Consider the following 16,551-nt stretch of genomic DNA (forward strand, 5'->3'; position numbering starts at 1 on the left):
GTGTAAAATATTTTGACAAAAGATGTACAATATATTTACAATGACTGCTTAAAAATTAGAATGTTACACCATTGTCATTAATGCAAAACCAAGTTTTACCATACATTTCAAAAATTACTCTGAACGCAAGCTTTTTACGGGATTTGCAGCTGCTGATTTTAATGATTGCAGTCCCACGGTCAAAAATGTGATTACCATAACAAGTACACCACTTGCCAAAAACACCCACCACTTAATTTCAATACGATACGTAAAACCCTCTAACCATCTAGAGATAAAGTAATAGGCTATTGGTGATGCCAATACAAAAGCAATGAGTACCAATTTAATAAAGTCTTTCGTTAGTAATTTAACTACAGACTGTACACTTGCGCCCAACACTTTGCGCACACCTATTTCTTTTTTCTTTTGCTCCGCTACATAGGAGATAAGTCCAAATAAGCCCAAGCAGCTTATGAATATTGCTAAAATGGTAAATCCTACAGAGATAAACCCTAAACGCTTTTCTTCTTCGTATAACTTTTCTACTTCTTTATCTACAAATCTATAATCAAAAGGGATGTTACTTAACGTAGATTTCCATTGTTGTTCCAAACCTTGTAGCAACTGACCATAATTTTCTGTGTTTGCCTTAATAAACAGCCAATTAGGTTCCGTTTCCTTATGCAAGAACAAAGGCTGAATCTCTTCTTTTAAGGAAGCAAAATGATAGTTTTTTACCACACCTATAATTCGTAATTCGTCAATTTCATTGCCATAACTTTGCATTAAAGTGGCACTTAACGCGTTTTCAATATTAATATTAAAAGCCTTTAATGTAGCCTCGTTCACTATGATCTGGTCTACGGTATCGGCAGCATTGAAATCCCTACCTTTCAACAATTCTATACCCATGGTGTTAAAATAGCCATCGCTAACGCCGTTACGTTTTACCACTGTTTTATTTTCCTTATTTCCGCCTGGCAAGTAAAATCCATTATCTGCCAATATAATTTCCGACGGCGAATAATTTCCACTTGACACTTGTAATACGCCCGGTACTTTTAAAAATGATGCTTTTAAAGATTCAAACTTATTAGATGATTCTTCGGTCCCTACCCGCAATGCCAAAAGGTTATCTTTTTTATAACCTAAGTCTTTGGTTTGGGCATATTTAAACTGTTGGCCTATAATAATTACCGTACTTATTAAACATATAGAAATTACAAATTGAAATACTACTAAAGCCTTTCTAAAGGTACCGCTACCAGATTGTAAAATAGCCGAACTTTTTAATGCTCTCACCGGTTTTATAGAAGATAGGACTATAGCAGGATAAACACCTGAAGCCAAACCTGTAATTACGCCTATAGCCAATAATATTACCAAAATCTGCCATTGGTACAAACTTGTATAGGTCAATGATTCCTGTGTTACTTCATTTACAAATGGCAAAAGCAATATAACTATAGGAATACTGATCAACATGGCGAATATGGACAATAACAAAGACTCGCCCAAAAATTGCCGCATTAATGCATTTTTACCTGCACCAACTACTTTTCTAACCCCAATTTCACGCGCCCTTTTACTAGCCCTAGCCGTACTAAGATTTATAAAATTAATACATGCCACCAATTGTATAAAAAATGCCAAACTCAGTAAAAAATAAAGGTAGGTACTATTAGATACACGACCCAACTGATTTTTTCTTCCATTGGAGTACAAGTGAATATCAGTAACCTTTGTAAGCTCTAGCGTCTTACTGCTCATACCGGCATCTTTTAAATCTTGCGCTCCTCTATCTTCCATAAACTGGGGCAATTTCCGTTGAAGACCTAAGCCACTACCATTTGAGGTCAATTTCACATAACTATACGCAAAATTATTGGTGGCAAAGCTTTGGAAGTTCTGCACAAAGGTTCCCATTCCCGGGGTACTCATACTTACAATGTAACTAGGATTAAAATGCGTTTTATAAGCCTTTTCATCATAAACTCCTTTTACGGTAAGGGTTAATGCACTTTCTCCACTGCCCCAAACTACAGTTTTGTCCAAAGGACTGGTATTGCCAAATAATTTATCGGACAAGTATGATGACAGCATTACGGTATTTGGTTCATCTAAAGCCGTTTTTACATCACCTTCAAGTATTTTAAAATTGAATACTTTGAAAAAAGTTGAATCTGCCAAATAGACCCTTGGTTCATAGTAAGCATCTTTGCTATTTGTCGCTCTAATTAGTGGACTGTAAAATGCATCGGTCAATACAACTCTGGTTGCTTCTTCTACCTCGGCAAAATCTTCTTTTAATGCAAATGCTATTGGTGGCGACGAGGTGGCGGAATCAAAAGATTCTTGACCATCACGATCTATAATTGTCTCCACTCTATAAATTGATGACGCCTCGGTATGGTGCTGATCATAACCCAACTGCGCAAATACATATAACAATATTACTAAACAGCTTACGGTACCCAGCGTAAGACCCAATAAGTTGATGATAGTTTGCTGCTTGTTCTTTATTAAATTACGCCAAGCTATTTTGATATAATTCTTTAACATGATGTTCTTTTTGATTGATGAAGTTTGATGCTTTTCTTATTCTGACCGTAAACTCTTAACAGGATTTACAATTGCCGCTTTTATACTTTGGTAGCTAACCGTTAGTATTGCTACGATAATGGCAAGCACAGCCGCCAACAGGAATACCCCAACACCAATCTCAATTCTGTATGAGAAATCTTCAAGCCATTTATTCATGACAAACCAGCCTATGGGCAAAGAAATCAATATGGCTACGCCCACTAATTTTAGGAAATCTACCGTAAGTCGGTAAGAAATTTGACTTACAGTAGCTCCCAACACTTTTCTAACACCGATTTCTTTTGTTCGTTTTTCGGCATTAAAGGCAGCTAATCCAAATAATCCCAAACAAGCAATAAAAATGGACAGCATAGTAAAAATGAAAAATATCTGACTCAGTTTTTGTTCGGCTTCGTAGGTGGTATTAAAGGCTTCATCCATAAACCGATAATCAAAAGGTTGACCAGGCGCCATGGTGTTCCACGTATTTTCTATCGCAGCAATATTATTGGCATAATTTCCACCACTCATTCTTACCGCCATGTTCTGTGCCTTTGAATTCAAATGCATTCCCAAAGCGCCTATATTCGTTCTTAACGTTCTATAATGAAAGTCTTTGACCACTCCAATTATGGTATAGTAGGCAGGATTTTCTTGATCCATTTCCTCGGATATACGCATGCCTAAAGCTTCTTCTGCCGTAACATTTAAAATAGGCAGCGTAGCTTCATTGATAATAATAGCTGTAGAGTCTGATGCATAGGCAGGATTAAAATCACGACCGGCAACCAGTTCCATTTCCATAGTTTTTAGATAATCTGTATCTACATCCCACTCTTGCATTTGAATGGCACTTTCTTGATCTCTAGAACCTTCTTCAAAGAACGAAGTATCTGACCGCCAAGATGGCGTTGGATAATAATTGCTCAACGTAACACTCTCTACAAAACCCATATTAGCAATCTGTTCTTTAAAAGCCTTGGTTTTGGACCCTAATGCACCCAATTCATTTATTAGCAATACTTGGTCCTTGGAGAAGCCCAAATCTTTATTCTGTATGTAATTCAATTGCTGAAATACTACCAAGGTGCTGATAATAAGAAATACCGAAATTGAAAATTGAAAAATTACCAAGGCATTACGTACCCTACCATTGCCCACACTTTCAGAACTGTTACCTTTTAACGTTTTAACAGGTGTAAACCTCGACATAAAAAATGCAGGATAACTTCCTGACAACAGCCCAAGTAACATAGTTGCCCCCAAAAGTGTCAACCAGAATAAGGGCCGCGTAAACGGAATTTCAATTGATTTACCTGTAAAGCCATTGAAAAACGGCAAAGCTACCAGCGTAATCAATAGTGCCGCTAACAAAGACACAAATGCAATTAATCCTGATTCGGTTAAAAATTGAAAGACCAAATTCAGTTTATTTGAGCCCAAGGTTTTTCGCACCCCTACTTCTTTAGCTCTCTTTAACGAATGAGCCGTAGACAAGTTCATAAAGTTTACACTTGCCAATATGATCAAAAACAGCCCAATAAAAGAAAGAATGTAGATATTCTGAATACTGCTCGTTGCACTCATTTCCGAGCTTTTATCTGAATGCAAATGAATATCGGTCAAGGGCATGGTGTGGTACCGAATGTAATTACCGGATGCCGCAAACGACTCTGCCGTCATACCTGGAAAATACTTTTGCGCCCATGGTAACATATAACGCTCTAACATACCTTGTAAAGGCTCTTGAAAATCTTCGGCCTTGGCTCCGGGAATTAACTTTATAAATGTAAAATAATTATTACCGCCCCAATTATCTTCTCTTGATGCCACGTTGCCCGCCATTGCCAAAAACACACTGTAATCATTGAAATAAGAATTTTTGGGCATATCTTCTATGACACCGGTTACCGTATAGGTATCGGTATTATCCAACAATAAATTTTGACCTATAACATCAGTAGAACCAAAATGTTTTTCTGCTGCAGTTTTAGTAAGCACTAATGAATTAGTCCCCGTTAATGCTGTTTTGGCATCACCCGCAAGTAAGTCAATCCCAAAAAATTCAAAAACAGTGGAATCGGCATAAGTGATATGGTTTTCTTTGGCACTTCTGTTTCCCCCAACTTTCTTTACATAAGCACTACCTATGGTTCTAAATCGCACTGAAGCTTCTACTTGCGGATAGTCTCTTTTTAAGGTTTCCGCCATGGGTGCGGCAGATTCCCCCGCCTTAATTTCCGCTCCACCAAATTTAATATCAGAGTCTATACGATAAATCCTATCTGCATTGGCAAACATTTTATCATAACTAAGCTCATCGTAGATATAAAGAGATATAATTAATGCCCCCGCCATACCAATAGCTAGACCGAAGGTATTTAGAAAAGTGAAAAAGGCTTGCTTTTTTAGACTCCTCCAGGCGATTTTTAGATAGTTTTTAAACATGGTTCTCGTTTTTTGATGCTTGATTACGGAATATCAAATTCTATTTCTATGCCAAAATATAAAATATTGATTTTCAGTTATTTATGTAAATACACAAAATACTAAGTGTCAAATATTTAGACAGATTATGTCCAATATATTTACAAAACCCCTACTCCGTTCTTAGACTTTTTACCGGGTTTACCCTTGCTGCATTAATAGCTTGAAAACTAATGGTCAATAACGCTATTACAATGGCTACCGCCCCGGCAATTATGAACGCCCAAGCATTAATTGAAGTTCTGTATGCAAAACCCTCTAACCAATTCTGCATTAACAACCAGGCTATTGGCGTTGCAATTATTATTGCCACACCTACCAATTTCATAAAATCTTTAGATAATAAGCCCACAATACCTGTAATACTTGAACCTAGCACCTTTCGTACGCCAATTTCCTTTCTACGTTGGTCTGCAGTAAAAGCGGACAAACCAAAGAGTCCCAAACAAGATATTAGGATGGCCAGCAGTGCAAAAACCTGGGATAAGTTGCCTATTAATTGCTCACTTTTAAATTTGGCATCGTAAGTGTCATCCACAAATTCATATTCAAAAGGAAACGCCGGGTTAAACTTATGCAACGTTGCTTCCATTGCATTTAGTGCCAATGCTGTTTCTATTCCCGTTTTAGTTTTTACATACATAAAACGTGCTTGACTAGGGTCGTTGAAAAAAATGACAGGATCACTTGAACCATACATATCTCCGTACACATAATCTTTTACAACTCCTATCACAGGATAATCTTCTTCTATAGTTTTACCAATGGCACTGCCGCTACCCATAAGTTTTGCAAAAGATTCACTTACAATAATATTGACACTGTCCTGTGCAGGATTGTTACTAAATCCGCGTCCTTCAATAATTTTCATTCCTGTAGTGTTGAAGAAATCTACTGTAATATCTCTAACCGATACCAGTACATCTTCAGTATCTACACCGCCTTGCCAGCTTAACCCCGATGTATTATTTCCACCGGATAAAATATCAGAATTAATGAATCCGATGCTTTCTATCCTCCCCGAAGCTTTCATGTCTTCTTCAATAGGTTTGAAGTTTTTGATCATATCTCCGTTAACGGGAATTTTCACCAGATTTTCTTTATTGTAGCCTAAATCGCGTCCTTTTACATACTGTACTTGTTGATAGACGATAATGGTGCTGATGATAAATACTATGGATACAACAAACTGAGTAGCTACCAGCCCTTTTCTTATCATTGAGGCACTTCCTTTTGACCTTCTTGCTCCTTTTAAAACGTCTACAGGTTTAAAAGATGACAGATAAAATGCCGGATACCAGCCTGCAACCAAGCCACAGATCAATGTGATACCTAACAGCGTTAACAAATGCGTTGGGTTTACCAGGTTTAGCGCTAATTGTTTGCCGATCATGGTATTAAATTGCGGCACCAATAACTTTAACAAAAGCACACTTAACACGGCAGATAACCCTGCTGTGATTATCGCTTCTGCCATAAACTGAGAGATCAGTCCTTTTCTCCCAGAGCCTAAAACTTTACGCACCCCTACTTCATTTGCCCTTTTCTCGCTACGAGCCGTAGCCAAGTTCATAAAATTGATACAGGCAATTAATAGAATAATGAGCGCAATAAGACTAAACAGCCGTACATAGGTTATTTGTCCTCCTATATTTTTACCGCCTTCAAATGCCGAACGTAAATGCCAATCTTTCATGGAGAATAAAAAGGCAATGGTTTCATCGTCCTCGGTTTTCATTGGTAGTATTGCCTTTACTTTATTATTGACCACATCAAAATTTGCTTCTGGCGAAAGTTCCACAAAAGTGTCCGCGAAGTTTCTATCATATTCGTTTACCCATTCATTATCCTTTGCAAATCGATCAAAAGGAACAACCCAATCAAAACTATAGGTTACATTGTGCGGCAAATCTTCGTAAACTCCTGAAACGGTATAACTTTCTTCGTTGTTTATTTTAATTACTTTGTTAATTGCTGAAATATTCTCACCAAATAATTGTGTAGCTGTTTCTTGTGAGATAACAATGGCATCTACATCATCAAAAGCAGTTTCCAAATTTCCTTCTACAAAGTAGAGACTGAACATACTTAAAAAATCAGGATCTGCGTAACGTCCATTTTTATTGATGGCCGTTTCACCTACCTGAAACAAAAAATCTTCTTCTTTTGTTCGGGCTGCACCTACAATACCTGGCACCTCTTCCTTTAAAACTTCTGCCAACGGACCGGGAGTTGAATGAAATGTACGCCACTCACCTTCATATTGCTGATTTGTGGGTACATAATATACCACGTCTTGCTTATCAAAATTAGCATCATAACCAACCTCATCTTCTACCCAAAGCAAAATCATGGCGGCACAGGTGATACCTATTGCCAGACCAAAAATATTCAGCATACTATAGCCTTTGTTCTTCCAAAGGTTTCTCCAAGCGATTTTTAAATAGTTTTTGATCATGATTTTTGTTTTTTGATGATGAATTATTCTTTACGCAAGCTTTTTAAAGGCTGTATCAGCGCAGCGCCTATAGATTGATAGCTTATGGTCAAAATAGCTATGGTCAGTGCAATGAATCCTGCGATTAAGAATATGCCCCAACCAATAGTGATGTGGTAGGCAAAATCCTCTAACCAACGGCTCATTAAATACCACCCTACAGGTATGGCAATGGCGATAGAAATTATAATCAGTTTCATAAAATCTACGGTAAGCAATTTATAGATGCTTTTAAACGGAGCCCCTAAAACCAAACGGATGCTGATTTCTTTTTTACGTTGTTCTACCATAAAAGCAGATAGTGCAAACAAGCCTAAACAAGCAACTAAAATGGCGAACAGGGCAAAACTGTTGAATATTTTACCCATGCGTTCCACATCATCGTGCATATGGCTGAACTCTTGATCTAAAAAACTATAATTAATGGACTGACTAGGCACATTTTTATCCCAAACCGAAGTAATTGAAGCCAGGGCTTCATTCACATTTCCTTTTTCCAACTTTAGCGATATAGACCCTAAATCCTTACCGATTACGAGCGATAGCGAAGAAATATCTTCTTTTAAGGACTTAAAATGAAAATCATCTATTACACCTATGACCTTAAACTTTTGACCGTTATTGTTTAGTTCTTTACCAATAGCATTTTCCAAACCCAATTCACGTTGCATATTGGCATTTATAATAATTGAGTTCAAAGCATCAGACGCAAATTGCTTAGAAAAATCTCGTCCTGTTTTAACCGAAATACCCAGCGTTTTAATGTAATCATAATCTACTCTCCAGATTTGGGCAGGTATACCTCTACCTTCATTTCCTTCATCTTCCCTTCTAAATGTATTACCGTTTCTACTACCACCATCTACCGGCAAATAATTAGAAATAGTAGCCGATTTCACTTGTGGCAATTGAAGTAGTTGTTCTTTAAAATTTTCAGCACTCTCCCCTAAGATTCCGGTACCTTCTAGAACAACAACCTGTTCCTTATCATACCCCAATTCTTTTTGAAGAATAAAGTCCATTTGTTTGTAAATAATCAAAGTGGCAATGATCAGCACTACCGATGTGGTAAATTGAAAAATAACGAGTCCGCTCCTTAATTTGCCACTTTTACTGCCAATACTAAGACTTCCCTTTAAAACATTTACCGGTTTAAATGCCGACAAATAAAATGCCGGATATAAGCCCGCCAAAGCACCTACCAAAAGAGCAGCAACTATTATTACCGGAACAAACCACCAAGCAGACCAAGGCATTTCTATAGTTTTAGATGCCATGTTGTTAAATGTTGGCAGTAATGCCCAAGCCAATAACACGCCTAATAGAAAAGACACAAAACTAAACACTATAGATTCGGTCAAAAATTGCGTTATCAAATTGCTTTTAAAAGCACCAATGGTTTTTCTTAAGCCAACTTCTTTAGCCCTATTGGCAGACTTTGCGGTAGAAAGATTAATAAAGTTGATTACCGCCAATAATAACACAAAACCGGCTACAGCGGCAAAAAGCCAAACAAAACGAATATCGCCATGTTTAAGTCCGTCTGACATTTTAATATCCGAATGCAGATGAATATCGGTTATAGGCTGTAGTTTGTACTTCATGGTTCTAAGCACCTCAATAAAGTCTGGAGCACGCCCTCGTTCGCGCTGTGCAGGTATAATATAGTCTTCTACAATAGAAACCATTTTTTGTTCCAATTCCCGCACGTTCGTATGGTCACCTACCAACACATAGGTAAAGTAATTCTGGTTGGTCCAGTTTGCATTGGTATCTTCTATAGGTAAAAGAAAGTCATAGGCTAAATGTGAGTTTTTTGGAGCATCTTCCATGACCCCGGTTACCGTATACGGAATACTCTCATCATTATCTAAAATGATGGTTTCGCCCAAAATTTTATCCCCCTTAAAATACTTTGCCGCTTTGGTTTCCGATACGACAATACTTTTTGGGTTTGCCAATGCGGTTTTAGGATTACCTTGTTGCAACTTCACTTCCAAAAGTTCAAATGCTTCTTGATCCGCAAGCACAAAGCCGGTTTCCAAGTTATTTTGAGCTGCCCCAGCTAAGCGAATACCGCGTTTACCTGCCCCAAAAATTTCAATTGTATTTATTTTCCCTGCCTTTTTTATTTCTGGAAAATCATTTTGCAAGGCTTCTGAAAAGGGTAATTGAAAGTGAGTGCTTTTCATGACTTCACCTTTGTACATGCCTTCTAACACTACCCTATATAACTGATCTTTTTTGGTATAGTGCTGATCATAACCCACTTCATTGTGAATGAATAAGGCTATTAAAAGACAAGCCGCTATACCAACAGCAAAACCACCAATTTTAATGGTGGCAAATAGCGTATCCTTCTTAATACTTCTCCAGGCTATTTTAAGATGGTTTCTGAACATGGCTCTCGTTTTTATTGATCGATGATTAAATTATTATCCGTGATTAAGGGATAAGTTTGGTTGGTTTGGTTGGTTAATCGATTAGTACTCTTCACTTCGGCTATGCTCAGTGAACAGAATTAATGATTGATTGATGAATAAACTCCCTTACATCATGGCACCTATAGCCCTATTCTGACTTTCAGTTACGATTTGACCGTCGAATAGATTTACAACTCTATGCGCGTAATGTGAGTCTCTGTCCGAGTGTGTTACCATTACTATTGTGGTTCCTTCTTGGTTTAATTCTGTCAACAAGTTCATTACCTCAATTCCGTTTTTAGAATCCAAGTTCCCCGTTGGCTCATCGGCAAGTATTAATTTCGGATTGGTAACGACCGCTCTTGATATTGCCACACGTTGCTGCTGACCACCTGATAATTGCTGCGGAAAATGTTTTTCCCTATGTGCTATTTTCATACGTTCCAGCACTTTCATTACTTTCTCCTTACGTTCTGCCTTTCCCATTTTTAAATAGATCAATGGTAGTTCTACGTTTTCAGAAACGGTAAGCTCATCTATTAAATTAAAGCTCTGAAATACAAAACCTAAATTACCCTTACGCAGTTGGGTACGTTCGCTCTCCTTTAAGCCTCCCACTTCATTACCTGCAAAATTGTAGCTACCCTCGGTTGGGTTATCCAGCATACCAATGATGTTCAATAATGTAGATTTACCACAGCCAGATGGTCCCATAATGGCAACAAACTCGCCATCTTCTACTTTTAGGTTGACACTGTTCAATGCCAAGGTTTCTACTTCTTCTGTTCTAAAACTCTTTTTTAGGTTTGTAATGGTTATCATTTTCCTGCTATTTTGATTGTTATAATGACATTGAGTTTCCCCAAATGTGACAGTTTTATTTATTTTAATACTATTCTTTCCTCCTTTTTACCCTTCCGCTGCGCTCAGGGTTCGAAACTGAACTTTATAGGTAGCTGAGAATTTCGACTGCGCTCAATTTAAACTTAGCCGAAGCTATTTTAGTACAATTCTCTCCGCTTCCCCAAAATTATCATAGTTACTGGTAATTACTTTTTCCCCTGGTTCCAAGCCTTCCAATACTTCATAGTATCTAGAATTCTGTTTTCCTATTCTTATATTCCTTTTTATAGCTTCTCCGCCATCTGGGTTGAGTACAAATATCCATTGACCGCCGGTACTTTGAAAAAAGCTTCCTTTTGGTAATAAAAGAGCATCGTTAGATTCTCCCAATTGTAATTTAATATTGTAGCTCTGTCCTGAACGTATGGTCTCTGGCTTATTATCCGTAAATACCAAATCTACCTTGAACCTACCATTTCTAACTTCTGGATATACTTTACGTAAACGCAACGGAAATTCTGCGCCATTACGCTCTAAAACCGCCGTAAGGTCTCTTTTTACACGATCAATATAATGCTCGTCTATATCTGCTTCTATTTTATAATCTGTTAATACGTTGATCTGCCCAATACGCTGCCCTTGGGCAATACTCTGACCAATTTCAGCATCTAAAAACCCTAATTGACCATCTGCAGGAGCGCGAACATTTAAATGGTCCAGCCTTTGGTACACCATACCCAATGTTTTTTGCATACGTGCCAAATCTGTATCCAAACCTCTTAATGAAGTTTCTCTTAACTCATCATCTTGTTCTGTTTGTAACTTTACAATTTCGTGTTGCTTTTGAGATAATTCATAGTTCTCTTTTGATAATTGATATGCCTCTCGAGATATTAATTCCTCATCGAACAACGCTTTGTTCTGCTCGTAGTTCCTTTTTAAGCGTTGTAAATCTGTACTTACGGTTGCCAACGATCTTCTGCCTTCTACTTGTCTAGAATCGAAATTCAATTTTGTGGATCTTAAATCGTTTTGCTTTAATGCCAGGTTACTTTCACTTGCCAAAATCTGTTCGTACAAATTCATATTTTCCAGCTTTAAGATGATATCTCCTTTCTTTACCATGGCACCTTCTTCAATCAACTTTTCACTTACACGACCACCTTCATAGGCATCCATATAAATAGTTGCAATAGGCGCAACGTTACCGTTAATGGTAATATAATCATCGAATTTTCCTGCAGACACCTCAGCAACCGAAAGTTTATCTTTCTCGGTTCTGAATGTGGATACCGAACTGGCAAATAACAGTTGGTAACCTACAAATAGTAGCAATACACCCAGAGCAATGTAACCGTAGTGTTTTGGTTTTAATCCTTTTTTCTTTTCTAATTTTATATCCATGGTAATCGTTTGTTCGTTGTTCGTTGTTCTTTGTTCGTTTTTGGTTGCTGGTTCCAAATAAAAATTTAGTTGGCTTCAATATTAAATACTGGTAGTCCTCGGTAAAAGTCCAATGTGCTCTTATTGATCTCTGAACGTAATTTTACCTGTAAATTCTCATTTTGTGCACTAGCATATAAATTTTTGGCAGTAAAAAGCTCTAAAGCATTTATCAGTCCTTTTTCATATCTTTTTTGAGCAATGGTAAAGGCTAAATTCTGCGCCTCCATTTTTTGGTTGCTCTGCACCAATTCTACCAATAATGAATTATAATCTTGCACTAATTGCTGAATGGTTTGAAACAGCTCTTGCTCTTGTGTCTTTAAATTATTCTCTGCACGAAGCTTTTCTATTTTAGATTGCTTCACCTGTGATCGTGCAGACCAACCGTTACTAATGGGCACACTTAAATTCACTCCAATATACTGCGAAGTATTGTCCCTAAATTGTTGCCTAAACGGTAAGGTTTTGCCAAGCGTGTCTCTCGTAGTTTCAAAATACCCAGTACCAATTCCTGCAAAGAAAGAAAGTGACGGATACAATCTTCCCCTGGAGACCGCAACCTGTTTTCTTGCTGCCTTAGCTCTTAATTCCTGTGCTTTTATCATTGGTAAAAACTCGCGAGCTTCGGTGTAAACAGCATCAGATTTTATTTCGTTAACCATTGCATCTGTTACCACTTGCGGCAATTCTTTTGTAATTTCAATTTCAGAGGTATTCTCCAAGTTCATTTCTTGGATCAAGGTTAATTTTGCCGTCGCCAATTGATTGGCACTTTGTGTTACGTTCAATTTATCGGTCAATAGTAACGACTCTGCCTCATAAAGATCGGCACCGGCTTTTAAGCCTAATTCTACCTGCTTTTCTACCAAGTTGTAATTGGTTTGCGATACCGTTAACTGTTCTTTTGAGATTGCTACCAATCCTTCAAAAAACTGAATATCATAAAACGCTTGCATTACCCTAAATGCCAGTAAATATTTTTGTTGCAATACATCTTCTTTGGTTGCTTTGAACAACAATTTAGATGCTTTAATGGCATTTATTTTTTGAAATCCCTGAAACAAATCAATGGAGGACTCCAGCGAATAATTATTAGAGTAGAAATCCTGATTTACAAATGTTCCCGTATTAGGATCTTCTGCCCTACCATAATTAACAAGATAACTAGATGATGCATTTACCGATGGTAACAAGTTACGAACCGATTGTCTATAGGTTTCTTTATTAGATTGATTGGTATACTTAAAATCATTCAACTGTAAATTATGCACTAAGGCATATGAAACACATTCATCTAATGTCCAACTTTCTTGAGCAAATACAGATGCCCAAATGGTCAGCAGTAAAAGTGTCGTTATTTTAATTTTTTTGTTCATTTCTTTATTGGTATGCCATTCTCTATACTATATGCGTGCCATAATTTTAAGATATTGATTTACAGGTATTTAACTTGAAATAAAATTTGACCATATTTTCTCAGTGTAAAAATGTTGTACAGATATTGTCAAAATTTTTTACAGGGATATGAAAATACAAACTTCTATGTGTAGATTTAAATGAGTAAAAAAGAATGTAACCATGATCGATGCCAAGATTCTTGTAATAGATGATACCAAAAGCGTGCTCAGCGCATTAGAAATACTATTACAGTTTGAATATAAAAGTGTACAAACCATTTCTAACCCTAATTTACTTTCATCTTTTCCCAACCTTAAGGAAATAGATATCATATTATTGGATATGAATTTTTCTGCCGGAGTGAATACCGGTAACGAAGGATTGTATTGGCTGCGAGAAATTAAGAAAAAGGCTCCGCACATATCGGTTATTATGATGACGGCTTATGGTGCCGTTGAGCTTGCAGTAGAAGCCATTAAAGAAGGGGCAACAGATTTTGTATTGAAACCTTGGAATAACGAACGACTTTTAACTACGGTAAAATCTGCCTACGAGCTTAGAAAATCACAGAAAGAAGTACAACACTTAAAACAGAAAGAAAGTAACCTAAAACAGGTTATCAATCAGAATTCCAATTACATCATAGGTAATTCAAAAGCACTTAATAGTGTACTGAGCCTTGTGCAGAAAGTTGCCAAAACCGATGTAAATATTTTAGTAACCGGGGAGAACGGTACTGGAAAGGAACTTATAGCCAGAGAACTTCATAAATCATCTGCCCGAAATAATGAGGTTTTTATTTCTGTGGATATGGGGTCTATTTCTGAAAATTTATTTGAGAGCGAACTTTTTGGCCACGTAAAAGGCTCCTTTACAGATGCCAAAGATGACCGTGCCGGTAAGTTTGAAGCTGCTAATGGAGGTACTTTGTTCTTAGATGAAATAGGGAATCTTTCTTTGCAGATGCAAGCCAAACTATTATCGGTCATACAAAACAGAGTGGTGGTACGGGTAGGATCAAACAAACCCATACCTGTAGATATAAGATTGGTATGTGCAACCAATTGTAATTTAGAACAAATGGTGGCAGACGGACTTTTTAGAGAAGATCTGTTATATAGAATAAATACCATTCAAGTACAGGTGCCTGCATTGCGCGATCGTGATAATGACGTTTTGGTTTTGGCAGATTATTTTCTAAAAAAATATGCCCACAAATATGGTAAACCAAGTTTAAAAATAAACCAAACTGCAGAAGAAAAATTAATGGCCTACCCATGGCCAGGAAACGTACGCGAACTTCTACACACTATGGAACGTGCCGTAATCTTATCTGAAGGAAATGTACTAAAACCAACTGATTTTTTATTGGACGCAAAACCAGCTGTTGCAATGGAAGCCGGACCAAAAACCCTTGAAGAAATGGAATTGTTGATGATAACCAAAGCCCTTAACGACAATGACGGTAATTACAGTGCCGCAGCGGACCAATTGGGTATTTCCAGACAAACACTTTACAATAAACTTAAAAAATCAGGAAAATAATGGTCAGCAAAAGCATATACTACCAACTTGTATTTCGCATAGTTCTCATTGCTATTTGTGCGCTTTGTACCGCTTTTCTTTTTTCTAAAGAACAGTATTTACTCGGTGTTATTTTAACCGTTGTATTTATAGGATTGGTGTACGCTCTTATACATTACGTAAACCAAACGAATAGAAAAATAGCCTATTTTTTTGATGCTATAAAAAATGAGGATTTTACCCTACGCTTTCCCGAAAAACTAAGCGTAAAGTCTATTGAAGAATTGAACCATAGTTTGAATATGTTGAACAATATGATTCAAGATATTCACCTTAAAAAACAGGCGCAAGAACAATACTACCAAGAGATTTTACGACAAGCGGATATAGGCATTTTTACCGTCAATGATAAAGGACACATTCTCTATGCCAACCCTACCGTACAAGATTTGCTCAATTACAGACCTTTAAACCATGTAAAACAATTAAAGCAAATAGACCCTGGTCTTTATGGCTTGTTTGAAAATCTACAACCGTTTGAAAGTACCATACACTCACTTGGTAATGAACGAGGAAAAAAAGAGCTAACTTTAAAATGCACCCCAATTTCCATTGAAGGACAGCAACTACTATTAGTCGTAGTTCATGATATACAAAAAGAATTGGATGACAGAGAAACCGATTCTTGGGCAAAACTTATACGTGTACTTACGCATGAAATCATGAATACCATTACACCAATAACCTCTATTTCTGAATCTATTTTAAAATACTTTAAGAAAGGAAATGAACTGACTATCCCAGAAGAATTTGGAGAACTACAAATAAAGAATTCTGCCAAAGGTCTTGAAGTCATTAAAGAACAGGGTAATGACCTTATGAGTTTTGTACAGTCTTACCGTACTTTTTTAAGTGTACCTGAACCTGAAAGAGAACTAATACCAGCGACCAAAATTTTAGAAAAAGTACGCCTCCTACTACAAGAATATACCAATGCACATGACATCACTCTTGAAGTAATCGCAGAACCTGAAGATCTAGAACTGTATATTGATGAAAAACAACTTACCCAAATACTCCTAAATCTAGGAAAAAATGCACAACAAGCGTTAGAAGGTCAAGAAGAAGGAAAAATAGTGATCACGGCAGGTGAATCTCCACAAGGCAAGAAATATATTACCGTAACGGATAATGGTCCTGGTATTTCTCCTGAAATGTTAGATGAGGTTTTTGTTCCATTTTTTACGACCAAAAGTACTGGTACCGGAATAGGGCTTAGTTTAAGCAAACAGATTATGCGTTTACATGGGGGATCAATACGTGTAACATCTAATGAAACAACAACGTTTACGTTAACCTTTCAATAGC

9 protein-coding genes are annotated in these 16,551 nt (G+C 37.1%); 2 read left to right on the forward strand and 7 right to left on the reverse strand.

Features of this window, described 5'->3' with window-relative positions:
• Positions 1–114 precede the first annotated feature (114 nt).
• From QZ657_RS00005 to QZ657_RS00035, 7 genes are all read right to left on the reverse strand, one after another.
• Positions 115–2,544: an ABC transporter permease gene (locus QZ657_RS00005; RefSeq protein WP_291964158.1), complete on the reverse strand. Its 2,430-nt coding sequence runs from the start codon at positions 2,542–2,544 to the stop codon at positions 115–117.
• Positions 2,545–2,580: 36 nt separating this feature from the next.
• Entirely contained in the window at positions 2,581–5,013 is a 2,433-nt protein-coding gene (locus QZ657_RS00010) for an ABC transporter permease (protein ID WP_291964160.1), read from the reverse strand.
• A gap of 151 nt (positions 5,014–5,164) precedes the next feature.
• A complete protein-coding gene (locus tag QZ657_RS00015; protein ID WP_291964162.1) occupies positions 5,165–7,510 on the reverse strand; it encodes an ABC transporter permease in 2,346 nt (781 codons plus the stop codon).
• A gap of 23 nt (positions 7,511–7,533) precedes the next feature.
• Positions 7,534–9,951, reverse strand: coding sequence for an ABC transporter permease (locus tag QZ657_RS00020; protein ID WP_291964165.1), 2,418 nt, complete (start codon positions 9,949–9,951; stop codon positions 7,534–7,536).
• Between the two features lie 147 nt (positions 9,952–10,098).
• On the reverse strand, positions 10,099–10,794 hold the full coding sequence (locus tag QZ657_RS00025) for an ABC transporter ATP-binding protein (RefSeq protein WP_291964167.1): 696 nt from the start codon (positions 10,792–10,794) through the stop codon (positions 10,099–10,101).
• A 174-nt stretch (positions 10,795–10,968) separates the two neighbouring features.
• The gene (locus QZ657_RS00030) at positions 10,969–12,276 is read right to left on the reverse strand and encodes an efflux RND transporter periplasmic adaptor subunit (RefSeq protein ID WP_366934130.1); all 1,308 of its coding nucleotides are present in this window, start codon (positions 12,274–12,276) and stop codon (positions 10,969–10,971) included.
• A gap of 8 nt (positions 12,277–12,284) precedes the next feature.
• The gene (locus QZ657_RS00035) at positions 12,285–13,637 is read right to left on the reverse strand and encodes a TolC family protein (protein ID WP_291964169.1); all 1,353 of its coding nucleotides are present in this window, start codon (positions 13,635–13,637) and stop codon (positions 12,285–12,287) included.
• Between the two features lie 202 nt (positions 13,638–13,839).
• Between QZ657_RS00035 and QZ657_RS00040 the strand changes: the two genes are divergently transcribed.
• Together QZ657_RS00040 and QZ657_RS00045 are read left to right on the forward strand one after the other, a co-directional pair.
• Positions 13,840–15,204 (forward strand): sigma-54-dependent transcriptional regulator, encoded by a 1,365-nt coding sequence (locus tag QZ657_RS00040; protein WP_291964171.1) that lies wholly within the window; start codon positions 13,840–13,842, stop codon positions 15,202–15,204.
• A complete protein-coding gene (locus QZ657_RS00045; protein WP_291964173.1) occupies positions 15,204–16,550 on the forward strand; it encodes a sensor histidine kinase in 1,347 nt (448 codons plus the stop codon). Before QZ657_RS00040 ends, QZ657_RS00045 begins: the two co-directional genes overlap by 1 nt.
• Position 16,551 lies beyond the last annotated feature (1 nt).

It is taken from the genome of Maribacter sp. (assembly GCA_020629415.1).
Taxonomy (GTDB): domain Bacteria; phylum Bacteroidota; class Bacteroidia; order Flavobacteriales; family Flavobacteriaceae; genus Maribacter; species Maribacter huludaoensis.

Coding starts and splice junctions, on each gene's coding strand:
- QZ657_RS00005 (WP_291964158.1), bottom strand. CDS start 2,544: ATGTTAAAGAATTATATCAAAATAGCTTGGCGTAATTTAATAAAGAAC.
- QZ657_RS00010 (WP_291964160.1), bottom strand. CDS start 5,013: ATGTTTAAAAACTATCTAAAAATCGCCTGGAGGAGTCTAAAAAAGCAA.
- QZ657_RS00015 (WP_291964162.1), bottom strand. CDS start 7,510: ATGATCAAAAACTATTTAAAAATCGCTTGGAGAAACCTTTGGAAGAAC.
- QZ657_RS00020 (WP_291964165.1), bottom strand. CDS start 9,951: ATGTTCAGAAACCATCTTAAAATAGCCTGGAGAAGTATTAAGAAGGAT.
- QZ657_RS00025 (WP_291964167.1), bottom strand. CDS start 10,794: ATGATAACCATTACAAACCTAAAAAAGAGTTTTAGAACAGAAGAAGTA.
- QZ657_RS00035 (WP_291964169.1), bottom strand. CDS start 13,637: ATGAACAAAAAAATTAAAATAACGACACTTTTACTGCTGACCATTTGG.
- QZ657_RS00040 (WP_291964171.1), top strand. CDS start 13,840: ATGATCGATGCCAAGATTCTTGTAATAGATGATACCAAAAGCGTGCTC.
- QZ657_RS00045 (WP_291964173.1), top strand. CDS start 15,204: ATGGTCAGCAAAAGCATATACTACCAACTTGTATTTCGCATAGTTCTC.